Here is a 26,747-nt window from a genome sequence, read left to right as displayed (position 1 = left end):
CCCTACCTGCAGAGGAAGGGGACTTCTCTCGGAAACATGTTAAAATCCCCCTCTTGGCATAAAAACGCGCGAAGACATCGCAGCTTATCTGAACATTTTCCTGACTGGCCGGCGTATGGCCTGAGGGATTGTGAAAGATGATCTCCCGGCTCTGCTCATTTCGGCCAAATACATAAACTAGATGTCCCCCTTGCTTGGGCGGCGTCGTCTCCGGCGTGCGGATGCTGGGATGGACTGAAGCCAAATACACATACCCCTGATCGAGCAGCTCGCAAATCTCCTCGATCGGCGTGTGCTCCTTAACCTCGGCTTCAAGACCAAACCTGTCCGCGATAAAAGTTACGAACGGACGGTAAAACAAACCCTTGATCGCCCCCGCTTCATCGACCACGTATCCGCCGTAATCCCGGCACTGCTTCATCAGTTCGATCGTCGGTACAACCTCTCCTCTCCAATGGGCGAGCAGCATTTTTAGACAGGCCATGCCGCAGATGTGGGAGCTCCATCGGGCGTACTCATCCCGATCCGTTGCGCCGGACAGATGCCATAACGGATCGTCGGCCGGGTGCAAGCTCCCTGATAAAAAGTCCGGCACCAACTGACGAGACTCCCACTGTGAAAAATACGGTACGGCGACCATGTTCCCCCTCCTTATTTGAACGCTTTATCTATCACATATGACGAATCTGGAAGATATTTGTTGCACGCAAAAAAGAGCCCGGTGCCATCACCGGACTCTTTCGCTTACTTTTTAAAGCCGTAGTTCCAATCTTTTTTGTCCATTTCCCTGATGAAGTTCTCCAACACGTCCAGCACAGCCGCTTCCAGCAGCTTGCCTTTTTCTTTCGTCGCCACGCTCGGGTCGCCGGATGCACCCGTGTTGGTCAGCTCTTCAAAGCGCCATTTGATCTCGACAAAATCCGGCAAGTCGGGTACGACGCCTTTTGCGTGTTCCATCTCAATCAGCTCTTCGAACAGGGCGAGGCCCATTGAAGTCTCTCCCTCGCCGGCGTGTCCCAATCCGTTCCATACATCGAACGTACCCTCGGGAACCATGCGGCCGGCGGCTACCCACCAGTCATTCAGGCAGGCAATCGTTACGTCAGGATGGGCTACCTTGACGGCGCGGGCTGCCAGCTCGATCGGTGCGATATTGCCATCGTGCCCGTTCATGATCAGGATCTTCTTGATGCCGTTGCGCACGACCTCCAGCAATACCTCTTTGATGACATTGGTCGTCGTCTCAGGAGTCAAACTCACCGTAAAGGGGAACTTGTTGTAATGCTGGCTCAAGCCATAGTTAATCGGCGGCAGCACCATCAAGCCTTCGACGCGTTCCGCCAGCTTTTCGCAAATGATGTTGGAGATCAATGCATCTGTGCCAAATGGCATGTGGTAACCGTGGTTTTCAAAAGCTCCTACACCAAAAATCACCTTGTCCACTTTGCTGTTGTTAAATTGGTGACCCGTCATCTTCGTACCGATTAAAGCCATTACCATTCACCTCTTTACAATTTCATTATTCCGGAATGAAGCTGTCTTTGAAGGTAAACTTCCCGTCTTTTACTTCGATAATCGTCACACTCTTCTTCGGAACGCGGCTGTTCTCGTAGTTGATTTCGCCGGTGACCGCTTTAAATCCTTTGGTTTGCGCGAGAGAGTCGCGAATGGCTTTTGGATCTTCGCTGCCAGCGCGAGTGATCGCGTCGGCGATCAAGTACATCGTATCGTAACCCAGCGCGGCGAATGCGTTCTCCGGTGCATTGCCGGTCTTTTTCTCATAAGCCTTCATAAAGTTCTGTACCTTTTCGTCGGAGTTTTCCGGCGACATGTGCGTCGCGAAAAATACGTTGTTGGTCTGCGGAATGCCGCCCAATGTTACCAGCGCTGGAGTGTCAAAACCATCTGCACTGAGGATCGGCAGGTCAATGCCCTTGTCCCTGATCTGCTTGACGACTACTCCCGCTTTGTCCGGAAGCGCGGAAACCATCAGCACGTCCGGTTTTTCCGGCAGGTTTTGCAGGCGGGTGATTTGAGCGGAGAAGTCGTTGTCAGCCGCCCCGTCGTATTTGTCTTCCAGAACGATTTTGCCGCCCTTGCCCGTAAAGCGGTCCGTGAAGAACTTGGAGACGTTGACGGTAAAGTCTGACGATGTATCAGTCAGCACCCATGCGGTCTTGGCTTGCAATTGATTTGTGGCAAAATCGGAAATGGCGTACGATTGGGCGTCATCCCCAAACGCAGTCATAAACATGAAATCGCCTACTTGATTAGGGATCAACGGTGAAGTTGCACCCGACGTTACAAATGGAATGCCGGCATTCTGGGCAATTGGACCGGCTGCCTGAACGTATGTCGTATCGCTGAATCCGCCGACAGCTACTACTTTTTCCACGTCGACCAGTTCCTGCATGCCATTAGAGGAAGCGGCCGAGTCAGTCTTTCCGTCAACAGCAACCACCTTGATCTTTTTGCCGTTCACCCCTCCGTTTGCGTTAATCTCCTCGGCAGCCAATTGGAAGCCGTTGAGCGAAGGAAGGTCAAGGGACGCTTGTCCTCCCGACAAGTTGTACAATGCCCCTACCTTGATCTCCCCGGAGCCGCCGCTGCCTCCGCCGGATTCTGCCGGTGCTGCAGCGTTGTTCGCATTGTTAGCGTTGTCTGTACCGGCAGTGTTGGATTGGCTGCAGCCGACCAGTGCTAACATCCCTACTAGCATCACACTTACAAATCGTTTCATGAAAACCCCTCCCAATTCAATGTTGATGCGGATATGATATCTGCCCGGTTAACGAGAAAGAATCACCCCCTTTGCCTCATCTATTTACCCAACAGACCTTTTGGCCTGAGGATGATCAGTGTAATCAACGCAATCGACATAATCACCTGACTGGCCCCGTACATTTGGGGGAGGTGAATGCCAAGGATGTCGATGCCCCGCTCCAGCTTGTTGAGAAACAACTCGGGGATCAATGTGACGAGTATCGCGCCGACAACCGAGCCCAAGATGCTGCCTGAACCGCCGATCACCAGCATGACGACCAGGCCGAATGTCATCGCATAGGAAAACATGTTAGGGTTGATCCCGGTGATCAGGTGGCCGTACAGAGACCCGCCGATGGCGGCGAAGAAAGCGCCGATCGAAAAAGACAGCAGCTTGTGCCTGACGACGTGAACCCCTGCAGCCTCTGCCGCCAGGTCGTCTTCGCGAATGGCCAGCATCGCTCTCCCATAAGCGGAGTGCAGAATGCGCCAGATCAGGTAAATCGTAATGACTGCGATCAGATACACCCACCAGATGTTCGTATAAGTCGGCAGGCCGCTGATCCCGCTTTTCCCCCGGGTGATGCTGTGCAGGTTGGAAGAAAATACGTTCACGATGATCATAAACCCGAGCGTTGCCACCGCCAGATAGTGTCCTCTCAGTTTCAGCACGGGATATCCAATCATGAGAGCGCAAATGATCGCCAGGACGCCACCGATCAAAAGCGATACGACGAACGGCAGCTCGATCTGCAGCAGCCAGCCCGGCATCTCCGGAAACAACAGCGGCTTCTTCTGCAAGGGGTACGACAAGATGGCTGTCGTATACGCGCCGATCGCCATAAATCCGGCGTGCCCAAGGGAGAAAATACCCGTAAAACCGTTGGTAAGATTCAAACTGACGACGAGAATGATATTGATGCCAACCAGATTGATCAGCCTGAGATAGTAGCCGTTGAGCAAAAAGTTGGCCGCCATGAGCAGGCCAAACAGAATTGCCAGCCCAAGTACGGTGTATACTTTCGCATTTCGCTTCGGCGCCGGTCGCAGATCAGAAGTTTGTACAGACGGATTCACGCTAGACCCTCCTATCTTCGGCGGCACCAAATATGCCCGTTGGCTTGATTAACAGAACGATGATCAGCGCAATAAAGACAAACGCATCCTTGAAGGCAGACAGTTCAGGCGGCAAAAATCCGACGAACAGGATTTCGCAGACACCCAGCAGCAGCCCGCCCAGCGCTGCTCCCGGGATATTGCCGATGCCGCCAATGACCGCCGCGACGAAGGCCTTCAACCCGGGTACGAATCCCATGAACGGCTCGACCCGTCCGTACTGGGAGGCCATCATGATCCCGGCTACCGCGGCCAGCGCCGAACCGATGATGAATGCCGTACGGACTACGGAATTGATGTTGATGCCCATCAATACGGCAGCGTCGATATTTTCCGAACTGGCCCGCATCGCCACGCCGATCTTGGTCTTTTTGATAAACAGCGTGAGCAGGGCCATCAGGACCGCCGTAAGCCCGATGATCATGACCGTGACACTGGAAATGGAGATGCTTCCAAGCTGTATTGGCGACTGCAGCGCAGCCGGTACGGAAAATGCCCTCGGCTGCGGACTTAAAATCATGACTCCGAGATTTTGGATCAGGATAGAGACCGCAAACGATGTGATCAGCGTCGTTTCCTCCGGCGCTTTGCGCAGCGGCCGGTAAGCCGCCCGCTCGATGACCACCCCGACTGCCGCTGCGGCCGCCATCGCCAGGATAATACCGATGAAAAAGGGCAAATGAATGCTCCCGAATAAAGCGATCATCACGTAAGCAGCAATCATCAGGATGTCGCCGTGAGCGAAGTTGATCAACCGTAAAATGCCGTACACAATCGTGTAACCGATGGCGATCAGCGCGTACACGCTGCCGAGGCCGACTGCATTGATCAACTGCTGTACGATGTAGTCAAAAGAGAATGCCATTGCATCATCCCCCAAGGTAAGCCTTTTGAATTTCCGGATTGTGCAGCAAGTCTTGTGCGGCACCTTGCAGCTTGACCATACCCGTTTCCAACACGTATGCGCGATTGGCTATCTCCAGCGCTTCATACGCATTCTGCTCGACCAAAAGCACCGTCATCTTGTTTTCCCGCAGCGCCTTGATGACGTTAAAAATGGTCTCGATCATGATCGGTGCCAGTCCCAGTGACGGCTCGTCCAAAAGCAGGAGCTTCGGCTTGCTCATCAGCGCACGGCCCATCGCCAGCATCTGCTGTTCTCCTCCGCTCAACGCTCCTGCCGGCAGGTGCTGCCGCTCCTTGAGCACAGGAAACAACGAGTAGATCCACTCGATGTCGTCGCTGATCTCCTGGGCGGTTTTACGGATGTAACCGCCAATATGCAGATTCTCCAAAACGGTCAGTCTGGAGAAAATCTGCCTTCCTTCCGGAGAATGGGCGATACCCAGTGAGACAATTTTATGCGGCGGCACTTTGGCGATATTTTGACCGTCGTAAGTGATGCTTCCCGACCTCGGCCGCAGCAGCCCGGATATGGCTCGCAGCGTCGTCGTTTTGCCTGCGCCGTTTGAGCCGAGCAGCGCCACCAGCTCGCCTTCGTTAATTTCGAACGAAACGTCTTTTAAAACGTGAATCTGATCGTAAAAAACATTGATTTTATCCACTTTAAGCATGGGATGCCGCCCTCCCCAGATAAGCTTTGATGACGTCGGGATTCGTGCGGATCTCCTCCGGTGTACCCTCGGCAATCAGCTTGCCGTAATTGAGCACTTGAATCTTTTCACACAGGTCCATGACGAATGGCATGTCGTGTTCGATCAGCAAAATGCTGAGGTTGAACTGCTGGCGTATCTCCCGGATCATCTCGGACAGCTCGATCGACTCTTGCGGATTCATTCCCGCAGCCGGCTCGTCCAATAGAAGCAGTTTGGGACTGACGGCAAGCGCACGGGCGATCTCCAGCCTGCGCTGGTCGCCGTAAGGAAGATTTTTTGCCTGCTGATCCCTCAGGTGGGCCAATCCGACCACTTCCAGCAGGTGCTCTGACGTCTCTTTAATGGCCCGCTCTTCCCGCAAAAACTGCGGCAGGCCGAACACCGTCGAAAAGAAGCCGTATTTCTTGTGGATTTGCGCAGCAACCATGACATTCTCTAGAACGGTCAGCTTTTTAAATAGACGTATATTTTGAAAGGTGCGGGAAAGCCCCAATTTTGCGACTTCATCCGGCCGTTTCCCGGTAATGTCTTGTCCCAGAAAGGTAATTTGACCTTCTGTCATCTGAACAAGTGACGTCAGCAGGTTAAATACTGTCGTTTTCCCCGCGCCGTTGGGTCCGATCAGACCACGGATTATACCGGGTTCAATCTTCAGGCAGAAGGAGTCGACAGCCGTCAATCCTTTGTATCGTTTGGTAAGGTTTATTGCCTCCAGTATCATCGCGGCACCTCCTGGGTTACAGCTTTTTAGCCACGCGGTTGCGAGACGCTTCAATATGGCTGACCAACATTTTTTTTACACCTTCAGCATTTCGCTCTTTGATCAGCTTCACCAGTGCCGTGTGTTCCTCGCTCATAGCATACGGATTGGCTATCTTCAAGTCGAGATACAGCACCCTCTGCATCTGATCCAGATTGTTCTCGATCAATTTGACCAGACGCCGATTGTTGGATGCTTCCGCCAATGTGATGTGAAAGTTGAAATTGGTCTTCATAAACACGATTTCACTCTCTTCATCGTCGGGTCTAAATTGTACCCGTGCCAACTCTTCCAATTTTTCTATATCTTCCTTGGTGGCGTTCTGTGCCGCCAGCTCGCCTGCCCCCCCCTCAAGCAGGATGCGGAGCGTAAAAAGTTCGTTCAGATCTTGCAAATTGACCTTGCTGACAAAATAACCTTTATAGGGGAGAACCTCCAACAGACCGTTATGCTTCAATTCATTAAAAGCATCCCGGACGGGTGTTTTGCTTACATTGAACCGCTCAGCCATTTCGCCTACAGTCAGTAGTTCACCCGGTTTAATCTTGCCATAAACAATCAATTCTTTAATGTCTCTGTATACTTGTTCAGAGAGAGAGTACTTTTTACGTGTAACCATCCACCGCACCTCGCCAATCTGTAAAGATTGATGATTCTGTTTGTTTTCTAGATCTGCAGCACCTTCATCTCCTCCGCACGGCCGTCATGCAGCCGCACAACCGGAAATGAGTAAGAATTATGTACCGCTGCACTTCGGCCTAAAGCGTCTACAACAATGATGCCGCCTGTTTCCCCCGTCAATTGATGCAACCGTTCAATGGCCCTGCAAGCAGCTGTTTCCGGATCTTCCCCGCCGCGAATCTGATCGTCGACGTACTTGGCCGTTAACGTCTTGATGAAGGCTTCACCTCGTCCGGTGCAGACAATGGCACAGTGTTCGGAAGCGAAAATGCCTCCGCCGATGAACGGCGTGTCTCCTACGCGACCGGGCAATTTCAGGAAGGATCCCCCGGTGGAGGAACCGGCAGCCAGCTTGCCGTGATTGTCCAGAATTACGCAGCCAACGGTATCCGTCTCCTTTTTCAAGCCGGTGTATGGGCTGAAGTCAAGCTCTTGTCCCTCCTTCAGCAGGCGCATCGCCAATTGCCATGATTTCAGCTGATCCTCCGTTATGCAGTTATCTGCCGGAAAGCCCTTCTCTCTGGCGAATTGCGTTGCGCCCTCGCCGGCCAAGACGACGTGTTTGGTCTCCTCCATGACCCGCCTGGCTACGGAGATGGCATGCCTTACATCGCGCATAGCGGCTACAGCGGCAAAACGGCCGCTCTGTCCGTCCATGATCGCTCCGTCCATTTCCGCGATCCCGTCGCGATTGAGCACCGATCCCAGCCCGGCATTGTACAGCGGATTGTCCTCCAATTCATTTACCACTGCTTCGACAGCATCCAACACGTGCTGCTTGTTTTGCAAAATTTGCGAGCCCTTCTGCACTGCTTCCAGCAAACCGTTGATATACTCCGGCGCCGTGCTGGTTTCTACGCTCCCATGTGCCAAAATAACACTCATCTTCGACTGTTCCTCTCCGCCTTCTGCTCTGTTAAAAAAATTTCTTGCATATACTAGCGATATATCGCTGGAATATTTGTCTAATAAATTACCACATATTTCTACAATGTTCAACTCATTATTACAAAGATTTTCATTTTTTATGATAACGGACACTTCCCTCAATTGCGAAAAGTCAATTCAAAAAGAAAAACATCCCCAGCCTTATGGAAGACGGAGGATGTGGACTGAATCCTGTCATTTTTGTAGTTGAGCCTGCTTGCACCACGATACAAAACTCTCAACGACCTGATCTAAAAAAGCAACTGTCGGCTCGTGGGTCAAAACGCCATTTTCATCAATTTTTTCGTGAACCGCTCCGATATAGACTTCGTTCCCCAGCATGATCGGAGAAGATACACCGATCGAATACAGGATATCGCGCAAATGCTGCTGGGCACGCACCGTTCCCAGAGCCCCCATGGAAGCTCCAATGATCAGCGACGGTTTGCCGATCATTACTTTGTCCACGCGGGACAGCCAATCGATGGCGTTTTTCAGTACGCCTGGAATCGAGTAATTGTATTCGGGCGTTGCCCATAATACGGCATCGGCAGCAGCCACCTTGCTTTTGAATTCCTTCACCACGGCAGACGGTTCATTTTCAATATCCTGGTCGTAGTGCGGGAGGTCGCGGATGTTTACAATTTCGATATCCAACTGTCCCTGATACCGCTTCTGCATGAATTTGACGAGCTTCAGATTATAAGACTCCTTGCGAATGCTTCCTACTATGGCTGCCACTTTCATTTTTATTCCCTCCACGTGAATAAATGATTTGAGCGAATTACTCTGATTCAGATGAAACCGTAAATCGTTCGTTGATATGCTGCGGATTCTCGATTTCATCTAATACAGCAATGGCAAAGTCTGCGTAGCTGACATAGCTTTGCCCTTTCGAATTTACCAGCAGCAGATCTTTCCCTGTCCGGTATGATCCGGTTCTCTTCCCTTGCGGATCAAAAAATGCCGAAGGGCTGATGAACGTCCAGCGGATGCCTGTAGATTGCTGCAGGTCCTCCAGGTTTTTGCCCTGGTTTTGCGCTGTCGCGAGATACTCTTTGGGGAAATCGGGCGCATCCATCACACGCAGTGTTTTTGCTTCGTCAACGAACAGGCTTCCCGCCCCGCCGACGACGATCAGCCTCGTATCCGGCGCGCCTTTCAGCGCTTCAATCAACACTCTTCCCGCTTCGACATGAAGATGCTCACTGCCGGGAGCGGCACCAAACGCGTTGACCACGACGTCAAACGCTTTAAGGTCGTCTGCCGTCAAGTCAAAAACATCCTTCTCCAACACTGCAGCATGTTGTTCGGTCAGTTTGGAAGCATTCCTGACGATCGCAGTGACTTCGTGACCTCTTTCCACTGCTTCCTTCGTTATCAGGCTTCCCGCTTTGCCGGTTGCGCCAATGACTGCAACTTTCATCATTTCCCCTCCTGTTGTTGATTATTAGCATAACCATCACGCATTGTTTTTTGCACGAATGGGGCTTCCACCATTCGTTGTAACGTTGTAACGAACAACATTACAACGTGTTGAAAAAAATCTAATCAGCAGTCGCTTGTATTTTTTGAGAGAGCACGTTTACCAATTCCTCGATTGTGATATCCGCCAAGATCTGCTCCATCGCCTGTTGGGCCCGTTTCAGGATCAGCTCCAGGACTGCCTGGATGTTGGCTCCCACCGGACACTCCGGATTCGGTTCGGCATGGATGTGAAAAAGTTGATCTTCTTCCACGACGTCAACCGCCCGGTACACGTCCAACAGGGAGATCTCGTCCAGATCCTTCAACAAGAACGCTCCGCCCGTTCCGGCACGCACATTTGCCAAGCCTGCTTTTTTTAACTGCCCCAATATCCGGCGAATGGTCACTGGATTCGTATTTACGCTCCCCGCAATCCATTCTGACGTCCCATGTGCATCCTTGGCAATCGCCAACAACGACAAAATATGGACGGCGATGCTAAATCGACTGCTGATTTTCATTTTCTTCCACCCTCTCGTTGTAACGATTATAGCTACAACAAAAATGGAAAGTCAACCTCTCAACTCTTTCAGTCTTCAAACTGCCAACGACAAACCTCATTCCAATTGTCATGGCGGATCAGGTCGCGAACCTGCAGCCGCTTTTCCCATTTTGCCTGTTCCAGCAGGGGGGCATCCGGATAGTGATCGGTATACCCGAGCGACAGCAGGGCAACCGGTTCGATATGCGGCGGAATGCCCAGGATCTCACGCACGTCATGCTTCTTGTAAAAACTGACCCAGCCCATGGCGATCCCTTCGGCATAAGCAGCCAGCCACATATTTTGGATGCAGCAAGCCACGGACAGAATATCTGTCTCCGGGATGGAATTGCGCCCGAGTACATGCCCGCCGCCCCTGGTTGGGTCGCATGTCACGCAGATGGTAACTGGCGCCTCCCTGATTCCTTCTACCTTTAAAGACAAGAATTTGGTTTTTCGCTCATCCTCATAGTGAATCGCGAGTGCTTTCACTTCCTTTTGACAGATTGTCGCCAACCTCTCTTTTCGTTCCTGTGATTGGACGACGATAAAATTCCACGGCTGCATGAATCCGACGGAAGGAGCGTGATGGCCAGCAAGGATAATCTTCTGCAGCTTCTCCTCCGGAAGCGGATCAGCACGAAATTCCCGTATGTCTCTCCTTTCAAATATCGCCTTATAAACGCCTTCCTTTTGCCATTCGTTGAACAAGTGCATCTCTTCCTCCCCCTGTAAAAAAACAACACATTCCCAGCCCGAAAAAGACTGAGAATGTGTCGTTTCTCAAATAAGCGATCCAGATTTGGCAGGTCTTCTGACTCAAGCTCATCGTGAATATACGCCTTCCCAGTCATCCCAGTGGCATTGTTGTACATTCACTCGCTTCATACAGCGATGGACACATCGTGTGGGTTCCTTCCCTATTCTCCATGTTTTCATGGCACCAAATCGGTTTATTTCCTTTTTATGTTATCGTACCGGCAGCGCGTAAGGAAATCAAGAGCAAGCGGCAAGCAGCCGCCTACTTCACTGCCAACTTTTCACCTGCATCCAAGCCCAGCTCCCGGTGCAGTGCCCTTACGGCTGTTTTTACCTGTTCGGCCGGCAGCGCGATGGAGACTTTCCGCTCACTCTGATGGAACCAGCGAATCGGAACTTGCAGCGCCTTCATTTTTCGCTTGATTGTCTTTGGCACCTTTGAGGACGCATGCCGCGATACCCCTACAAGTGAGACCATCGCAAAGCCGTGCTCCGCTTCCATCTCATCAAAGCCCAGACTCTCCTGCTGCTCCTGCAAAAAAGCGGCTGCCTTTTTGTGCTGTTCTGTCGCAACCGGAAACGACAAAAGGTCCGTTCCGTGGAGAACAGCATTTGCCATAACGCCCGCTTCCCGCAGATTGCCGGTCAACATCGGCGTCCGGCGGTGAATCTCCCGCCCTTTTACCCACAAAATGGAAATCTGCTCCTGATGGGCTATGCCCCTGGCGACCGATTCCGCCTGAGCCGGCACATCCGCTCCCACATAAGTCCCCTCTTCATCCGAAAAGCTGGAGCGGACAACCAGGCGGACGTGGCGTTTCCGTGCGGTTTCGACGGATCGCGGATGCAAGACGCCCGCTCCCAGTTGCGCAAGATCCAGCATATCCTGATAGGATATGGCGGACAGCTTTTGTGCAGTTGGCACCAGGCGCGGGTCAGCCGTAAACACACCCGTCACATCCGTATAAATTTCGCAGCGCTCCGCACCCAGACTGGCGGCCAGCGCAACAGCGCTCGTATCGGATCCGCCCCGGCCCAGCGTGGTGATTTCACCGTGTTCATCCACGCCCTGAAAGCCGGCGACGATCACTACCTTGCCCTCCTGCAGGTGCCCGCAAATCCGGTTGTTCTCGAAGTGCCGGATGCGAGCATCGCCGTGACAGCAATCTGTCAAAATCCCTGCCTGCCAGCCCGTCAGCGCAACAGCTCTGCACCCTTCCCGCTGCAGCGCCATGGATAGAAGGGCAATCGAGACCTGCTCCCCTGTACTGACCAGCATGTCCAGATCCCGCTCGTCAGGGTGGGGAGAAATTTCTTTTGCCAGCTTCACCAGTTCATCTGTCGTTTTGCCCATGGCCGAGAGGACGACCACGAGCTGGTGGCCGGCATTCCTTTTGTCCATCACACGTTTTGCTACCTTGCGAATCCGGTCAATAGAACCTACGGAAGTGCCGCCGTATTTTTGGACAATGAGAGCCATCCTGTTCCTCCCTGTATGCGTAAGTCCGGTAGACAGGCAGCCGCCTGCGTTCACACTCGAAGCAAGCGGCCCTGTAGTAAAAACGTCAATCGCGGGTCGCGATGTAATCCGGCCTCGGCTTCTGGCCCGAGAAGGGGCTGACCAGTTTGTTCTCAACGCTGTTGTAGACATAAAACACATTGGACCGCGGGTAGGGCGTGATGTTGCCATTGGAGCCATGCATGACGTTGCAGTCAAAAAGCGTGACCGTTCCCGCCGGTCCGACGGCTGTATCGATACCGTGATGCTCGACCAGCTCTTGCAAGCTCGCCTGATCGGGCACACCGTATTCCTGCTTGCGCAGCGACTGTTCGTAATGCGCATCCGGCGTTCTGCCCACACACGTGATGAATTTCTTGTGGGAGCCGGGGATGAGCAGCAGCGGGCCGTTAAAATGGTGATTCTCCTCCAGCGCGATGGAGCAGCTTAACGCCCGCATTCGCGGCATGCCATCCTCTACGTGCCAGGTCTCAAAATCGGAGTGCCAATAAAACTCCTTGCCCGTAAATCCTTTTTTGTAATTGATCCGGGACTGGTGCACGTACACGTCGCTGCCCAAGATCTGCCTGATGATGGCGAGCAGCCGCGGATGCTGCGACAGCCGACGAAAGACCTCGCTGTCTCGATGTACGGCGAAAATCGAGCGAATCTCGCGGCTCTGCGGCTCGCGGATCACTTCCTTCCGCTCCGTTTCCCTGTTTTCCTGCCACAGCCTCTGCAGCTCATTCCGAAACGTCTTGACCTCCTCAGCCGAAAAGAAGCCTTTCAGGTTGAGGTATCCGTTTTGTTCATAGGACGCAAGCATGTCTGCATCCAGCTCGGACGTGCCGGAGCCTGCGTCCGAATAGACGACAGGGTCCTTTCGCTCGATGATGCCTGGTGTATCCTCGATGCGGGATGGATAGCAATCCTCCATGACGACGTAGCGTTGGTTCATACTTTCCTCTCCTTCCAGGTTTTTCGCCAAATCTCATCCTGCCGATTTACTCAACCAAGGGGTATACTCCGTTCTCATCGTGTACTTCGCGCCCGGTCAGCGGCGGATTGAACACACACACCATTCGCATCGTGCTCTTCGCCCGCAGGTAATGCTTCTCATGACCGCTTAAGGCGTACATCATGCCCGGCTGGATCGGGTAGGTTTCACCGCCGACCACCTCGATCTCTCCTTCCCCCTCGATGCAGTACACGGCCTCCAGATGGTTCGCGTACCAGATGAACGTTTCTGTACCGGCCTTGATCAGCGTATCGTTCAGGGCAAAGCCCATGTTGTCTTTTTTCAGAAGCAGTCTTCTGCTGTTCCACGTAGGAGTGTCAACGTCGTCCTTTGTGCCGATAATATCCTGTAAATGCTTTACGATCATGGTACCTACCTTCCTTTCTCCTGGCTTTCTTTGATCGCGTCCTCTAATATAGACAGGCCTTTTTTCAGGTCCAGCTCATCGATCGTCAATGGCGGCATGATCTTGACAACCTCGCTTTTTGGTCCCGATGTCTCCATGATCAGCCCGCGGCGGAAGGCAAGCGAGCAGATCCGGTCAGCCAAATCATCGACCCCGATGGCAATTCCTTGCATCAGTCCTCTTCCCCGCACCTCTCCTTTGATCAACGGATAGGTTTGGACCAGATGCTCCAGGTGCTGGCGAACAAGGTCGCCTTTCATTCGGACGTCCCTGCTTAAATCGTCGTTTTCCCAATAGGTTAATGCCTCAGCAGCCGCGATAAAGCCGAGGTTGTTCCCGCGGAAGGTGCCGTTGTGCTCGCCCGGTTTCCATATATCCAGCTCCGGGCGAAACAGTGTCAAGGCCATGGGCAAACCGTAACCTCCGATCGATTTGGAGAGGCAGACAATGTCAGGCTTGATCCCGGCTTCCTCAAAGCTGAAAAAAGGTCCTGTTCGTCCGCAGCCCGCCTGCACGTCGTCGACGATCAACAGAATGCCGTGCTTGCGGCAGAGCTGCTCGATTTTGACCAGCCAGGGGATACTGGCCGCATTGATCCCGCCTTCTCCCTGAACGGTTTCGAGGATCATAGCCGCAGGGAGAGATACGCCGCTGCTATCGTCTTCGAGCAGACGTTCAATGTACTCGGTGGTATCCCAATCCTTCCCCAGGTAATTCTCATACGGCATCACAACCGTGTTGGCGAGCGGTATGCCCGCTCCTCCCCGCTTCATCCGGTTCGCCGTCACAGCCAGCGAGCCGAGGGACATGCCGTGGAAGCCGCTGGTAAAGCTCATGATCAGCTCCCTGCCCGTCGCCTTTCGCGCCAGCTTGAGCGCGCTCTCTACCGAGTTGGTCCCCGTCGGTCCAGGAAACATCACCTTGTAATCAAGCCCTCTCGGCTGCAAAATCACTTCGTGAAACCGGCGCAGCAGCGCTTCCTTGGCATCTGTCGCCATGTCCAGGCTGTGGGTAATCCCGTCGTTTTGCAGATATTCGATCAGCTGCTTTTTCAGTCGGGGATGGTTGTGACCATAGTTCAAGGCCCCCGCCCCGGCAAAAAAGTCGATGTACTCCTTCCCCTGTCGATCCCACAATCTGGACCCGCTTGCCCGGGTAAAAACGGTTGGAAAACTTCGGCAGTAACTCCGAACCTCTGACTCCATCTGTTCAAATACGTATAAGGGTGTTCGCGTCTCGGCAATTGCTTTCAATGCGTAACCTCCTATCGTGTTTTGTCTAACGGTCCTATGCGATACGTCCATTCCGCTTCGTGATCCTGCCCGGGAAAAAGCGACGCAGGAAAGCATGGCTTCACTTCGCAGGCTGTGCCCATCTCCGCCGCCAGTCTGCGGAAAAGAGCCTTTGACGGTTCATTTGACGACGTGACGGTCGCCTCCAGATACCTGACCTGCCGGCAGGCATCACGCATCAGCAATGCACGCAGCATGCTGCTGCCAATTCCCTTCCCCCGTTGCCCTTCGCTGACTCCGATTTGCCAAACAAACAAGGTATCAGGCTTATCAGGCAGGCAAAAGGCGGTGACAAAACCAATCAGCTCCTCCTCCACTTCGGCTACCACACATGTCTCCGAAAAATAGCTGCCTGCCATCAGGTACGCATAAGGCGAATTGGGGTCGAGCACCTTCGACTCCGCCGCCAATCTCCACATCGCGGCACCGTCTTTGGCCGATGCTTTGCGGATTGTCGCCCGGCTTTTTGTTCCTGCAGCCGTGTTCATCTTCTCACCTCCTTTCACGGTCTCGATTCATCAACAGTGTATTTTAGTATGAATATTACCAATATTCAGTATTATGGTTGTGCGCAAAAACGCGCCCTGCAACGTCGGTCAGACCATGCGAATGGCACATAGAAAAAGTCGACGAACTGCTGCCGTGGGATAAGGGTTGGGCAACCCGGCAAGCAGATGCGTCGACTGGTTTGTAACTTGGGTACGCCGGCTGCTGCCGCAAAAGAGCGTACACAAGGGATCAATCATTTTAGAAAGATGAAAATCTGCTTTAGCCGACGAGGTTAGCTGACGGGTAGGATGGCAGAGACGCATCCCTTCTGCATGCACAGAATTAACCCCAAAACGTGGTTCCCCCGCTTCCGTTTCGAAAACGGAACTAGGCCCGCTATTTGATTGTTTTTTCGCTCGCTCTCCTTTTTCATCCGACTGGGGTAAAACATGGTTTGTATGTTACCATAACATCGAAATAGGCACACCCCTGGTAATCCGTTCGATTTTCCCTTCTCGGCCCCTCTCATCCCATCAACTGGAAATATCAGCCCTATGCAGAAAATTACGCCCATATCCTGCCATCATTGGTCAGATTGTTAGAAGAGTTCACGCAATTCAAGCGGACTCAATGGCCACGATCAGATAGCCAATAGCCAACCGTTGATTATGCACTCCGAGGTTTACGTACCGCTGCGGGTTGTAGCGGAAAACATGGGGTATCAAATTCCACCGTTTACGTCAATTTCTGATGATCAACCTTTTTACCTGCGTGGAGAATCCGTCGACTTTTACGTCGGTTTGTACGAGTATACGCCGTACGCAGCAGGGATCCCGGAATTCGCAATACCGCTGGCGTCTTTGATTCCGAAAGGCAGTAATCTATTTCAGTAAAACGAATTACGGACTCATATAAAAACCTGTCATGACTACTCTTTATCGTGGCAAGTTTATTCAATTTAGAAATAACCTGTCAATTGCCTCTTCATCGTATTTTAAAATCCAATTATTGTATTGTTCATACAAAAACCGAATGGATTCTTTGGATGAAGCAATTACATCACAACCTCGATCATCGTAAATGTGGAAGATTGAATTTTTCGATAGGTTAACAAAGAATACATCATGAGAGATCTTAGGTTTTATACCCATATCTTGATTACAAATCGCTTTAATCAAGTTCGCATACTTTACATCCGCAACCTGACAGTTTAAGGCAAATCTATGGGTTTCAAAATCGTAGATATCGTAAACATCTTCAAAAACATAAGGAATAACATTGTGTTGTAACCTGTACAAGACTTTTTTTGACTTTATATAGTGCTGAAATGTCTTTATTTTTCGTCTTCGGAATAAGTTTTCTTCACCGTCGTGATGAATGTTTGCTACAATGATGATCTCATCTTTTGCGGAATGAAGTGCCTTGAAAAGTGTCGTCGCACGAGAATAGACACGCTCCATATAGTTTTTTATGTCTTCTTCGTTTGGGTCTCCCAATTCAAACCGAATCCCTAGTTCCCAATTGTAAAAGAGAGGCGGTCTTAGCTTCAGATTAGGAAAGCTGCTGTTCAGGTAATGTTCGAGTTGCACATAAACACTCCAATCTTTTAGTGTAATACTGAGCTATATTATTAGTGATACTCATCTGGAGCTCATCGTCAAACTGCAGGTGTCACAACAGCCCGTCCCTACATAAAAATAACAAAAATAGTGTACCACGAAAAAAATGGTGAAAACGATTGACCTTGACGGCAAAATGGGTTACTCTAGTGATAATGATTATCAATTTTGATCGGACTGTTTGAGAGGAGAGGCTTATGACAAGTATGCTGCTTCCCATCTTAACCCTGCTTTTAGTCGCGTATGCAAGTCTATGTATTTTCATTGCGCTCGATCATCAGCGCCGCGTCCGCGAGTGGTCTGCCAAGGCCAGCCATCCACACGTTGCGGAAATGATCTCATACGGCCAGCCGGAAGCGGCCGGAACTTTATTAGCCAGGTCAAAGTCATAGCCGGCAAATCAACCGGCATCCATTGCTTTTCCTCCAATTCGTTGGGGGAAAAGCTTTTTTCGTTTGGGCGATGATTCTGGCGATCTATAGTTTTAAAAAAAGTATTTACATTGTCACCACTATTACTTTATAATAATTATTGTAAAGTTTCCTTCTCCCAATAAAGCTGAATAAAGTAAAAACGAAAATCATTCTCGTTTGATCATGCTGTTCCTTCATGGAACAGCATGACCCATTTTAGAGGCATTAGTAATGGGATTCATTCTCATATAGGAGGGGTGTACGTATGACTATGCTTCCAGCGACAAACAGCAGTGTAACGGAATCTGCACAACTGAAAAAGGCTGCGCCGGCGGGGAAAAGCAGCAAGATCGGCGAGTTTGCGGAGCGGTATGGAGAGGCGGCGGCGGCTCTCGCCAGCGGTTTGCTGATCGGTGCGGCCTGGAGTCTGGAGACCGCAGCCCCAACCGCGTCGATCATCCTGTATCTGCTCTCGTTTATCATCGGCGGTTTCGTCAAGGCCAAGGAAGGAATCCATACCCTTTTTGTAGAGAAAGACCTCGATGTCAATCTGCTGATGATCTTTGCGGCAATCGGCGCAGCCAGTATCGGCTACTGGACCGAAGGAGCTGTACTGATCTTTATCTTCTCCTTGAGCGGCGCCCTGGAAAGCTATACGATGGGCCGCAGCCATCGGGATATCTCCACATTGATGGACCTAAAACCGGAAACAGCTTTGCTTGTGAAAAACGGAACGGAAATTGTCGTACCGATCGAAGAACTGCGTGTCGGCGATATCGTACTGGTCAAACCGGGCGAGCGTATCCCTTCTGACGGCACTGTCACAAGAGGCAATTCTTCTGTCAATCAAGCATCTATTACCGGAGAGTCGCTTCCGGTGGATAAAGCCGCGGGCGATGAGGTGTTTGCCGGAACGTTAAACGGGCAGGGCGCTTTATTTATCGAAGTGTCGCAACCGAGCGAATCAACCCTGTTCGCCAAAATTATCCGGCTGGTTCAGGAAGCGCAAAGCGAAAAGCCAGCATCCCAATTGTTTATCGAGCGTTTTGAGCGTATTTACGCCAGGGCGATTATCCTGATTACGCTGCTCTTGATCTCGCTTCCCCCGGTATTGCTGGGCTGGAGCTGGACAGATACCTTTTATAAAGCGATGGTATTTCTGGTCGTCGCTTCTCCTTGTGCACTGGTCGCTTCGATCATGCCTGCCACGTTGTCGGCCATCTCCAACAGCGCAAGGAAAGGCCTGCTGTTTAAAGGAGGAGCCCATCTGGAAAACATCGGTCGGGCAAAAGTCGTCGCTTTCGACAAAACGGGCACGCTGACCAACGGCAAACCGGTCGTTACTGACCTGTTCCCCTACCAGGGATACACAGAGGAAGAACTGCTGCAGATCACTGCATCGATCGAGAGCCTGTCTGAACACCCGCTGGCCAAGGCGATTGTGCAAAAAGCGCGGGATCGCTCGATTGACCTGGATCGCCCCGCTTCCCTGCAAGCGCTGATCGGGTCGGGTGTACAGGCGGAGTTTCAGAATGATACGTGGATGATTGGAAAACCCGGTCTGCTGTCCGATCGAGAGCGTACGCCTGAGGTAACGGCGGCCATTGACCAACTTGAGGTAAAAGGGAAAACCGTCATCGTAGTCTGCAATTCCAGAGGCATCGCCGGAGTGATTGCGCTTCAGGATACCATCCGCCAGCAAGCAAAAGCAGCCATCGTCCAATTGCAAAAATTGGGAGTGAAGGTAGCTATGCTGACCGGAGACCAGAAAAAAACAGCAGATGCCATTGCCCAGGAAGCGGGGATCGATCTGGTATTTGCCGAATTGCTGCCGGAAGACAAGGTGAACTGGATCAAGGAATTGAAAGCCAAGTACGGCTATGTCGCCATGGTAGGCGACGGCGTCAATGACGCCCCTGCGCTGGCAACCGCCACGGTGGGTATTGCCATGGGGGGCACGGGCAGTGACGCCGCCCTGGAAACAGCCGACCTCGTCTTGATGAATGACGATATTGAACATATTTCATCGGCGATTTCGCTTGGAAAACGCACCAGCCGAATCGTCCTGCAAAATATCGTATTTTCCGTAGCCGTCATCTTGCTGCTGATCGCCGCCAATTTTTTGCATGGCATTGCCCTGCCATTTGGCGTCGTCGGTCACGAAGGAAGCACCATTCTGGTAATTTTGAACGGATTGCGGCTGCTGCGGTAATTACCAACGCAACAAGAGGTGAAGGGATCCGTCCCCTTCACCTCTTTTTTCTGCAGATGTATCCTGCTGTGCAGAGCTTCCAGCTCCTTGCCTTCACATATTCCATCCACAATTGCAGATAATACCCTTGTCAATATTCAACAACAAACAAGGAGGATATCATGACGACAACCACACTGTACGAGAAACTTGGCGGCGAAGAAGCGATCGGTAAAGTCGTTGATTATTTTTACGATTTGGTATTAGCCGATGATACCGTCAATCACTACTTTACCAACGTTGATATGGAGAAGCAGCGCCGTCACCAGACCAAATTCATCAGCTTCGCCCTTGGGGGGCCGCAATATACAGGACAAGCCATGGCCAAAGTACACGCAGGCATGAACCTGCAGCCCGTTCACTTTGACGCCATTGTGAAACATTTGCACGATGCCCTGGAGCACTTCGGGGTAGAAGATGCCGATATCAGCCAGGCATTAAGCAAAGTGGAGACCTTGAGGGATGATATCCTATACAAGTAGGACCCCCTTCTCCATTACTCATTCAAGAGCCATTTCTCCGCATCATCTTTCGTTTCAAAAACTCTAAACTGGTTGCTCTTATTTGATTCAAACGCCATTTCCTTAAACCTTCCCTGGTTAACCAGCTCTTTCGGAACGACAGCTGCCGTTTTTACACGGTAGTTGATCCACTTTTGAATCATTTGTCCCGCTACGCCCGTTCTCAGTTTGAAAAAGTTTTCCGAAAGAGCTTGACTGTGCAGCATCAGAAGATCCGTATCATTCTCTTTGCACAAAGCAACCAGGTCTACGGCATTCTGTTCGGTGCTAAGCGGGGTTTGAGCAGAAATGATTTCGATATACTTTTTCGTACCGTTCTCCACGATTTCGTAATTCATGGTCGTTCTCTCCTCCATTTGATTTCTTAGTTTGAGTTCCTGACGAATTCCTTGCACCCATTTTCGTTCGTTTTGATAGAAGGATATCAGGTTTTCGGAAATCTTATCCCACATAAACGATTCGCGCTCGTTTCTTTGAGGGGAAGGAACTCCCCGTTTGATTTTTTCCTTCTGATAGATGAGCTGAAGGTTGATCCTGCTTTCATATTGCAACAACAGTTCATCTAATTCCTCGTCACTCAGCTGGTCCGCCCACGCCAATTGAATGAGGAATGTGTTCTTAAACTCGGGCACTTCTGGTTCGGAAAGAACCCATTCTTTCAATCTGGCAAGACCTTCATCCGTTATACTGTAGATTTTCTTTGATGGGGAGCTCTCCTGATGTTGAATTTCGTTGGTCACAAGTCCTTCGTTCAAGAGTTGCACAAGTGATTTGTATATTTGATTGTTGTTGCCAGACCAATACATGGTTGATGATTCTTCAATCATCTTTTTCAATTCATATCCTGTAGCCGACCTCCAGCTAAGAAGTCCAAGGATTGCATATTGGATAGACATACGATCACCTTATAGACGTTATCGATAACATATGTTAACAGTAACATATAAGATTGCTCGTGTAAACAAAGAAAAATACAAAAAAATCCACTCCATGTAGAGTGGGTGATCCTAAACCTGTTCTTCAAGTTCAACAAAATAATGATCCTTACGATAAGACAACGCATCCATGGTTGCAATAAGATTTTGCTTATGTAAGACATCGACTTTGTACTTCCATCATTGCTTCCGCAAAACCAGCCTCAAATTTAGTCAATTGAATTCCTAATGATAGAGCATACGGATCGTTTTTTACTTTTTCAAAAATCTGTTCATAGTTTTTTTCATAAATGGCAAACTCATCAATTTTCTTCTCCACGATCGACTCCTCCTGTGGTATAAGATTCTCTCGCCGCATTCAACTCAAGTCTGACAAATATTCAAATGCTGTTGTTCCGTATACACTTTTAAAGTGCCTGTTTAAATGTGATAAATCAACAAATCTGCATTCGGCTACCGCTGAATAGACATCCTTGTTTTTTTCTATTAGCCGCTTGGCATGCTCCACTTTGCAGTTTAAAAAATATTGATACGGAGAAATTCCGGTGTCTGCTTTAAACATCCTGATAAACTGAAATTTTGACATGCCTAACTCTCTGCAAATGTCATCAAGCCTGAGAACATTGTCTAAACTGAAATAGATCATTTCCTTTGCTTTATCGATGAGAGTATGATTTTTTCTGAACACATTACTCATTTCCGTTTGCGAAAAATGATCCCCAAGAGCTAACAGCAGCTCGCTGCACACAGATTCATCTTCATGGGTAAAGATCGCGTGGATCAGGTTTAATATGCTTTGCTCAAGTCTGCGATTATAGACAACCGGAGAAGAGAACCTCACTATCTCCTTCTTGCCAAGTATCTCCAAAAATAGTTTAGGGTTAATATACACCATTACATAATCAATGCCTGTCTTATCTTGTGCCCCGCCATCATGTACCTGTTCCGGATGGAAAAGCATAACCCCGTCTTGATAAGACGACTGAAAACTACCATCCAGATTATACTGCTGGACACCGCGCAAGGTTACACCCAAAGCATATTCTTCATGGCTGTGTTTTTTATATTTAAAATCGGTTAAACTCGCCGATAAGGCAGTAATCCCCGCTGCTTGTTTGTATACAAATTTGTCCATAGATGCTCACCTCTTCTCAACTATTCCTAACACCTCAATTGCTGAATAAACTAATAATATCGTCAAGGTTATATTTGTAACTTTTTGATGTTTATGTAAAAACCTCTTAAAAACTGTACCAAAAAGTGTCCACGTAACCATAGCTAAAAAGGCAATCATCGCTATAACCAAGACAAATATCCATAATACCAACGAAGTCTTATAATATGGCATTACATAGCTTGGAATAACCGTCATTGTAAACAGCCAAGTCTTGGGGTTTACAAACTGCATCAGGTATCCAGACATAAAGGTGGCGGCTTGTTTGGCATTATCCCCCGACATTTTCGTTTTGTACACCTGATATGCAAGGTAAAGCATGTAAAGACAACCTATTATCTGCATAAAAACAATAATTTTGGGCACGATCGCTGCAAGCACACTGTTTAGAATAACGGAAGCAGCAAGCAATGTACCGAAGGCAAGCGTTGCTCCCCATATGTAATGAAGGGTTTCTTTCACCCTGAAATGATGTGCTATAGACAATATCGCAATATTCGTAGGTCCGGGCGTAAATGTCACAATCACGCAGTACAAAAGAAAAGATGTAATGTTCATGAGAATACCTCCCTGCATGTATTCTGATGAATCATACATCCTGCGGTAAATGAACGTATAGTATGATATTGCAGGAATCCTACCCCTGATCTCCTTCGGCCTTGATTCTCCTGCAAGCAGAAAACCGTCTTCGAACTTTGAGGCGGTTCATCCGTGTCTCCCGATATCGAAGGCATTCCTTTTTCGCTTATAGATGAAATGACTTCCTCCAAAAGAGCAGCTTGGATATGAAACATAGAAAAGTCCCGATGACTGTAACGATCATCGGGTAAGCGTTTTTCGTGTTTAGTTGGTGCTACCTCAAGTTTGCTTTCATTAACAAGGAAATCCGTTGCTCATCTTGAAATGAACTTTGTTCCAACTGATTTATAATTAGCTCTTGTCGGTGTAATGATTGGTTTTGACTTAACTTTGCCTTTCCCTCTATCTTGCTGATTTTTATTTTGAATCCTTGGACTCCCTTGCTCATCCCCGCGAGAAAGTCAGCATCTACCTCTTGCAATCTGTATAAACTGTCAGGGGCTTCATACTTCAAGACCATTTCCTGCAAGGAATCCATTAACTCTTGTTCATCCTCAATCAGTTCGACTTCGCCGTATACATGAACAGCCACGTAATTCCATGTTGGCACTGCTTTATTTGTCTCATACCAAGAGGGGGAAATATAACAATGTGGACCATGGAAGACTGCTAAGACGGTTTGATGCTCAATATCTTTCCACTGAGGGTTCGGACGAGCAAAATGACCATACAAATAGCTTTTCTCTTTATTCAAAAGGAGCGGTAAATGTGTAACAAAAGGCATCCCTTCATGCATGGAAAACAATGTTGAAAAACTATTCTCCTGTATGACATCATAGGCTGCTGCCAAATCTTTTATTTTAAAATGTTCAGGGATATACATAAAAAAACTCCTTTCAACTTGTTAGACATAAAACATTCATTTATTTTTAAAAATATTATTACACAAACTGACATTCAAAAAGGTACAATACCAGACAAATATACATGTCAAAGGGATTCGCAAATGAAAAATACCATTTTTACTTTTAAGGATGGCTCCCCCCAAATACAAACAACTCTACGAGCAATTGAAACTATTCATTGTGCACTAGTGTATCCAAGCGCAAAAAACACCGGGTAAACTCCGGTGTTTTTGCTGAATCAATACAAAGTTTTCACCGCATCGGCCGTAAAGGGGAGCAGTTCGTCGAGCCGGCCGTCACGAATCTTGCTGGCCCAAGCGGGATCGGCCAACAGCGCCCTGCCTATGGCCACCAGATCGAATTCCCCACGCTCCAGTCTTTCGATCAGCCCGTCGATCTTGGTGATATCAGAGCCCTTACCTTCTGTAAAGAAACTCATAAATTCAGTGTCCAGGCCGACAGATCCGACTGTAATCGTCGGTTTACCCGTCAGCTTTTTGACCCATCCGGCCAGATTCAGCTCGGAGCCTTCGAACTCGGGCTCCCAGAAACGGCGGGTGGAGCAATGGAATATATCGACGCCCGCCTCGATTAACGGCTCCAGGAACTGCTCCAGTTCAGCCGGTGTTGCCGCCAATTTCGCCGTATAGTCCTCCGACTTCCATTGCGAGAGGCGCAGGTCGATCGGGAAGTCCGGACCGACGGCGCGGCGGCAAGCTTCGATAACTTCTACCGCAAAGCGTGTGCGCTTCACCATGTCGCCGCCGTAACGGTCGGTACGCGGGTTCGTTTTCTCCCAGAAAAATTGGTCGATCAGATATCCGTGCGCGCCGTGAAGCTCGATGCCGTCAAATCCGAGCCGCTTGGCTTCGGCTGCCGCCTGAGCGAAGGCCTCAACGATGGCGGCAATATCCGCTTCCGTATAATCGCCGACTTGGCCGCGGGCTCCCATATGCCAAATCTGCGGGAAGATCCGTCCGCCCGCCTCGTGCACCTCAACCGCCACGTTTGCCCAGCCGTTTAATGCGGCTTCGCCGTAAAAATGCGGTACGTTTGGTTGATTGGATGAATCTGGATGATTGATGATCGTGCCTTCAGTCACAATCAGTCCGACGCCGTTCTCCGCCCTGCGGCGGTAATAGGCAGCCACATCCGGGCCCGGCACGCCTTCCGGGGAGAATTGGCGGGTCATCGGCGCCATTACAAGGCGATTAGCCAGCGACAGATTTCCGATTGCGAACGGTTGGAACAAGACTTGAACGGATTGCGAGTATGTCATAAGAGCCTCCTGGATTACAAAGTCAAGAACAAAGCAAAAATTAGTCGCACCTTTGATTTTTCCCCAGTTGTGCCTAAACAATCCCTAAACTTCACCTATGATAAGAGGTAATGAGGTAAGGATACGAGTCCGTACAGGGGATAAAATACGGAAGAACCACCGAAGGATGAAAAATCCAGTGCGGTGGCTCTTTTTTTTCTATCGTCTTCTATGCCATCATTATAGATGGGGGCGATGAATGATGTTCCAGGATTTCAAGCTCGTCGGTGACCGTCCGGTCGCGATACAAGTGAAAGAATACGTTAAACGTTTAATTATAAAAGGAGCGCTCCAGGCGGATCAGAAGCTGCCCTCCACTCGAGAAATGAGCAGTCTGCTTATGGTGAGCCGCAATACAGTCATTGCAGCTTATGAAGGCTTGGAGGATGACGGATTTACGTATGCGATTCCCGGCAAGGGCAGCTATGTGGCCGCCATGGCGGGCCAGTCGGCTGCAGATAACGGAGGATCTGACGGTTCTGCCGCCTGGCAGATCAACTGGAAGGCCATCATGAACGAGTATGCTGTATCGGCTGTAGAGCTGGATATGATGAAGCAAGGCATTCGTGCCAAAAAAGGAACCATCTCGTTCACAAGCATCGCTCCTGATGAGCAACTGTTTGATCTGGGGGACGTAAAGCGAGCCTTTATGGACCGGATGGCAATCGAAGGCCAGGTGCTGCTCAACTACGGCTATGCCAAGGGCTACAAGCCGCTGATCGACTACCTGATGCATTATATGGAGAACAAGGGCGTCGATATAAGCGGCAAGGATATGCTGATTACGAGCGGTTTTACAGAAGGCTTTGACATTGTGCTGTCGGCATTGCGCCCTTCTGCACGCAGGGGAGCGGCCATTTGTGAGAATCCGACCCATCATACCGCGATCAAAAATTTGAAACTGCAAGGATTTGAGATTACCGGCATCCCGATGGAGCGTGACGGTATGGATGTGGAGCGGCTAGAGGCGGTACTGCAGACCAATCGCTTCGATCTGGCCTATTTGACTCCTTCCTATCACAATCCGACAGGCATCGTCATGTCGCCGGAAAAGCGCAGCGCCGTTATGAAATTAATGATGCGCTATCAGATTCCGGTGATCGAGGATGGATTCAATGAGGAACTGCGCTACTCGGGAGCGCATGTCGCGCCTTTAATAGCGACAGCAGGACAAGGGAACGGAGTCATCTATATTGGCAGCTTCTCCAAGGTGCTGTTCCCTGGCTTGCGAGTAGGCTGGGTGCTTGGAGACCGTGCGCTGATCGACACTCTGGAAAGCATCAAGCGTGCACGGACCATTCATACATCAACAATCGATCAATCGATTTTATACCAATATTTGCTTAATGGCAATTTCGATAAGTATGTAAAAAAAGCACGTACTGAGTATAAGCGCAAATATGAGCTGACAAAGGCATGCTGTGAAACAAATCTTCCAGAGGCTCAGCTGTCTGGAGACGGAGGCTTGCATGTATTCCTCACCTTCCCGACAGGCGTTAATACACACCTGCTATTAGAAGCTTGCACAGAACAGGGCGTTATTTTTACACCAGGAGACAAGTTTTTTATCCAAGAAGGCGAAGGGACGAATACATTGCGGCTTGGTTTTTCACGAGTAACGGATGAAAATATCGAACGAGGTATTCAAATTATCGGCAAACAGGTACCCCGCTTTCTTAAGGCTTAACGAGTAAGAAAA

The 26,747-nt window shown here is 50.0% G+C and carries 29 protein-coding genes and 2 riboswitches; of the genes, 4 read left to right on the top strand and 25 right to left on the bottom strand.

Annotation, left to right across the window (positions count from 1 at the left end):
- The 18 genes from ACI7RC_RS21380 to ectA all read right to left on the bottom strand — a co-directional run.
- Positions 1-640, bottom strand: a 640-nt coding sequence (locus ACI7RC_RS21380) for a C39 family peptidase (protein WP_408110217.1), incomplete at its 3' end; no start/stop codon positions are given.
- Between the two features lie 104 nt (positions 641-744).
- The gene (locus ACI7RC_RS21375; RefSeq protein WP_408110216.1) at positions 745-1,494 is read right to left on the bottom strand and encodes a creatininase family protein; all 750 of its coding nucleotides are present in this window, start codon (positions 1,492-1,494) and stop codon (positions 745-747) included.
- A gap of 25 nt (positions 1,495-1,519) precedes the next feature.
- Positions 1,520-2,740, bottom strand: coding sequence for an ABC transporter substrate-binding protein (locus ACI7RC_RS21370; protein ID WP_408110215.1), 1,221 nt, complete (start codon positions 2,738-2,740; stop codon positions 1,520-1,522).
- An 80-nt stretch (positions 2,741-2,820) separates the two neighbouring features.
- Complete coding sequence (locus tag ACI7RC_RS21365) at positions 2,821-3,840, bottom strand: branched-chain amino acid ABC transporter permease (RefSeq protein ID WP_408110214.1); 1,020 nt, start codon at positions 3,838-3,840, stop codon at positions 2,821-2,823.
- Between the two features lies 1 nt (position 3,841).
- Positions 3,842-4,744 carry a branched-chain amino acid ABC transporter permease gene (locus ACI7RC_RS21360; protein ID WP_408110213.1) on the bottom strand — a complete coding sequence of 301 codons (903 nt, stop codon included), beginning with the start codon at positions 4,742-4,744 and terminating at the stop codon, positions 3,842-3,844.
- Positions 4,745-4,748: 4 nt separating this feature from the next.
- A complete protein-coding gene (locus tag ACI7RC_RS21355; protein WP_408110212.1) occupies positions 4,749-5,453 on the bottom strand; it encodes an ABC transporter ATP-binding protein in 705 nt (234 codons plus the stop codon).
- Positions 5,446-6,216 (bottom strand): ABC transporter ATP-binding protein, encoded by a 771-nt coding sequence (locus tag ACI7RC_RS21350; RefSeq protein WP_408110211.1) that lies wholly within the window; start codon positions 6,214-6,216, stop codon positions 5,446-5,448. Before ACI7RC_RS21350 ends, ACI7RC_RS21355 begins: the two co-directional genes overlap by 8 nt.
- A gap of 16 nt (positions 6,217-6,232) precedes the next feature.
- Complete coding sequence (locus tag ACI7RC_RS21345; RefSeq protein WP_408110210.1) at positions 6,233-6,874, bottom strand: GntR family transcriptional regulator; 642 nt, start codon at positions 6,872-6,874, stop codon at positions 6,233-6,235.
- Positions 6,875-6,921: 47 nt separating this feature from the next.
- Positions 6,922-7,821: an isoaspartyl peptidase/L-asparaginase family protein gene (locus ACI7RC_RS21340; RefSeq protein WP_408110209.1), complete on the bottom strand. Its 900-nt coding sequence runs from the start codon at positions 7,819-7,821 to the stop codon at positions 6,922-6,924.
- A 237-nt stretch (positions 7,822-8,058) separates the two neighbouring features.
- Entirely contained in the window at positions 8,059-8,610 is a 552-nt protein-coding gene (locus ACI7RC_RS21335; protein WP_408110208.1) for an NADPH-dependent FMN reductase, read from the bottom strand.
- Between the two features lie 37 nt (positions 8,611-8,647).
- Positions 8,648-9,289 (bottom strand): NAD(P)-dependent oxidoreductase, encoded by a 642-nt coding sequence (locus tag ACI7RC_RS21330; protein ID WP_408110207.1) that lies wholly within the window; start codon positions 9,287-9,289, stop codon positions 8,648-8,650.
- Positions 9,290-9,410: 121 nt separating this feature from the next.
- A complete protein-coding gene (locus ACI7RC_RS21325) occupies positions 9,411-9,851 on the bottom strand; it encodes an Rrf2 family transcriptional regulator (protein ID WP_408110206.1) in 441 nt (146 codons plus the stop codon).
- Between the two features lie 68 nt (positions 9,852-9,919).
- Complete coding sequence (bluB, locus tag ACI7RC_RS21320; RefSeq protein ID WP_408110205.1) at positions 9,920-10,588, bottom strand: 5,6-dimethylbenzimidazole synthase; 669 nt, start codon at positions 10,586-10,588, stop codon at positions 9,920-9,922.
- Positions 10,589-10,658: 70 nt separating this feature from the next.
- A riboswitch (cobalamin riboswitch) is annotated at positions 10,659-10,834 on the bottom strand.
- Between the two features lie 58 nt (positions 10,835-10,892).
- Positions 10,893-12,110: an aspartate kinase gene (locus tag ACI7RC_RS21315; RefSeq protein ID WP_408110204.1), complete on the bottom strand. Its 1,218-nt coding sequence runs from the start codon at positions 12,108-12,110 to the stop codon at positions 10,893-10,895.
- Between the two features lie 85 nt (positions 12,111-12,195).
- The gene (thpD, locus tag ACI7RC_RS21310) at positions 12,196-13,086 is read right to left on the bottom strand and encodes an ectoine hydroxylase (protein WP_408110203.1); all 891 of its coding nucleotides are present in this window, start codon (positions 13,084-13,086) and stop codon (positions 12,196-12,198) included.
- Positions 13,087-13,132: 46 nt separating this feature from the next.
- The gene (locus ACI7RC_RS21305) at positions 13,133-13,513 is read right to left on the bottom strand and encodes an ectoine synthase (RefSeq protein ID WP_408110202.1); all 381 of its coding nucleotides are present in this window, start codon (positions 13,511-13,513) and stop codon (positions 13,133-13,135) included.
- Between the two features lie 5 nt (positions 13,514-13,518).
- On the bottom strand, positions 13,519-14,757 hold the full coding sequence (gene ectB / locus ACI7RC_RS21300; protein WP_408110222.1) for a diaminobutyrate--2-oxoglutarate transaminase: 1,239 nt from the start codon (positions 14,755-14,757) through the stop codon (positions 13,519-13,521).
- 59 nt (positions 14,758-14,816) lie between these two features.
- Entirely contained in the window at positions 14,817-15,332 is a 516-nt protein-coding gene (gene ectA, locus ACI7RC_RS21295) for a diaminobutyrate acetyltransferase (protein ID WP_408110201.1), read from the bottom strand.
- A gap of 271 nt (positions 15,333-15,603) precedes the next feature.
- Positions 15,604-15,737: riboswitch (cyclic di-AMP (ydaO/yuaA leader) on the bottom strand.
- A 264-nt stretch (positions 15,738-16,001) separates the two neighbouring features.
- Here ectA and ACI7RC_RS21290 point away from each other — a divergent pair.
- Complete coding sequence (locus ACI7RC_RS21290) at positions 16,002-16,226, top strand: RsiV family protein (protein ID WP_408110221.1); 225 nt, start codon at positions 16,002-16,004, stop codon at positions 16,224-16,226.
- Positions 16,227-16,286: 60 nt separating this feature from the next.
- Here the strand turns inward: ACI7RC_RS21290 and ACI7RC_RS21285 are convergent, their stop codons facing one another.
- Positions 16,287-16,922, bottom strand: coding sequence for a DUF3885 domain-containing protein (locus ACI7RC_RS21285; protein WP_408110200.1), 636 nt, complete (start codon positions 16,920-16,922; stop codon positions 16,287-16,289).
- 708 nt (positions 16,923-17,630) lie between these two features.
- Between ACI7RC_RS21285 and ACI7RC_RS21280 the strand changes: the two genes are divergently transcribed.
- Both ACI7RC_RS21280 and ACI7RC_RS21275 read left to right on the top strand, forming a co-directional pair.
- Positions 17,631-19,577 (top strand): heavy metal translocating P-type ATPase, encoded by a 1,947-nt coding sequence (locus ACI7RC_RS21280; protein WP_408110199.1) that lies wholly within the window; start codon positions 17,631-17,633, stop codon positions 19,575-19,577.
- Between the two features lie 161 nt (positions 19,578-19,738).
- Positions 19,739-20,098, top strand: coding sequence for a group I truncated hemoglobin (locus tag ACI7RC_RS21275; RefSeq protein ID WP_408110198.1), 360 nt, complete (start codon positions 19,739-19,741; stop codon positions 20,096-20,098).
- A 14-nt stretch (positions 20,099-20,112) separates the two neighbouring features.
- On the opposite strand, the gene ACI7RC_RS21270 is transcribed toward ACI7RC_RS21275, so the two are convergent.
- The 6 genes from ACI7RC_RS21270 to ACI7RC_RS21245 all read right to left on the bottom strand — a co-directional run bounded on the left by ACI7RC_RS21270 (position 20,113) and on the right by ACI7RC_RS21245 (position 25,009).
- Positions 20,113-21,033: a PadR family transcriptional regulator gene (locus tag ACI7RC_RS21270; protein ID WP_408110197.1), complete on the bottom strand. Its 921-nt coding sequence runs from the start codon at positions 21,031-21,033 to the stop codon at positions 20,113-20,115.
- A gap of 190 nt (positions 21,034-21,223) precedes the next feature.
- Positions 21,224-21,391 carry a hypothetical protein gene (locus ACI7RC_RS21265; RefSeq protein WP_408110196.1) on the bottom strand — a complete coding sequence of 56 codons (168 nt, stop codon included), beginning with the start codon at positions 21,389-21,391 and terminating at the stop codon, positions 21,224-21,226.
- Positions 21,392-21,430: 39 nt separating this feature from the next.
- Positions 21,431-22,207, bottom strand: coding sequence for a helix-turn-helix transcriptional regulator (locus tag ACI7RC_RS21260; protein ID WP_408110195.1), 777 nt, complete (start codon positions 22,205-22,207; stop codon positions 21,431-21,433).
- A 6-nt stretch (positions 22,208-22,213) separates the two neighbouring features.
- The gene (locus ACI7RC_RS21255; protein ID WP_408110194.1) at positions 22,214-22,804 is read right to left on the bottom strand and encodes a LysE family translocator; all 591 of its coding nucleotides are present in this window, start codon (positions 22,802-22,804) and stop codon (positions 22,214-22,216) included.
- Between the two features lie 295 nt (positions 22,805-23,099).
- Positions 23,100-23,708: an FMN-binding negative transcriptional regulator gene (locus tag ACI7RC_RS21250; RefSeq protein ID WP_408110193.1), complete on the bottom strand. Its 609-nt coding sequence runs from the start codon at positions 23,706-23,708 to the stop codon at positions 23,100-23,102.
- Positions 23,709-23,968: 260 nt separating this feature from the next.
- On the bottom strand, positions 23,969-25,009 hold the full coding sequence (locus ACI7RC_RS21245; protein ID WP_408110192.1) for an NADH:flavin oxidoreductase: 1,041 nt from the start codon (positions 25,007-25,009) through the stop codon (positions 23,969-23,971).
- 241 nt (positions 25,010-25,250) lie between these two features.
- Between ACI7RC_RS21245 and ACI7RC_RS21240 the strand changes: the two genes are divergently transcribed.
- Positions 25,251-26,735, top strand: coding sequence for an aminotransferase-like domain-containing protein (locus ACI7RC_RS21240; protein WP_408110220.1), 1,485 nt, complete (start codon positions 25,251-25,253; stop codon positions 26,733-26,735).
- Positions 26,736-26,747: the final 12 nt, after the last annotated feature.

The organism is Brevibacillus sp. B_LB10_24, from assembly GCF_046036945.1.
In the GTDB taxonomy this organism is placed as follows: domain Bacteria; phylum Bacillota; class Bacilli; order Brevibacillales; family Brevibacillaceae; genus Brevibacillus_C.
The sequence above is the reverse complement of the archived record's forward strand: the minus strand, read 5'-3'. Positions and strand labels throughout refer to the sequence as shown.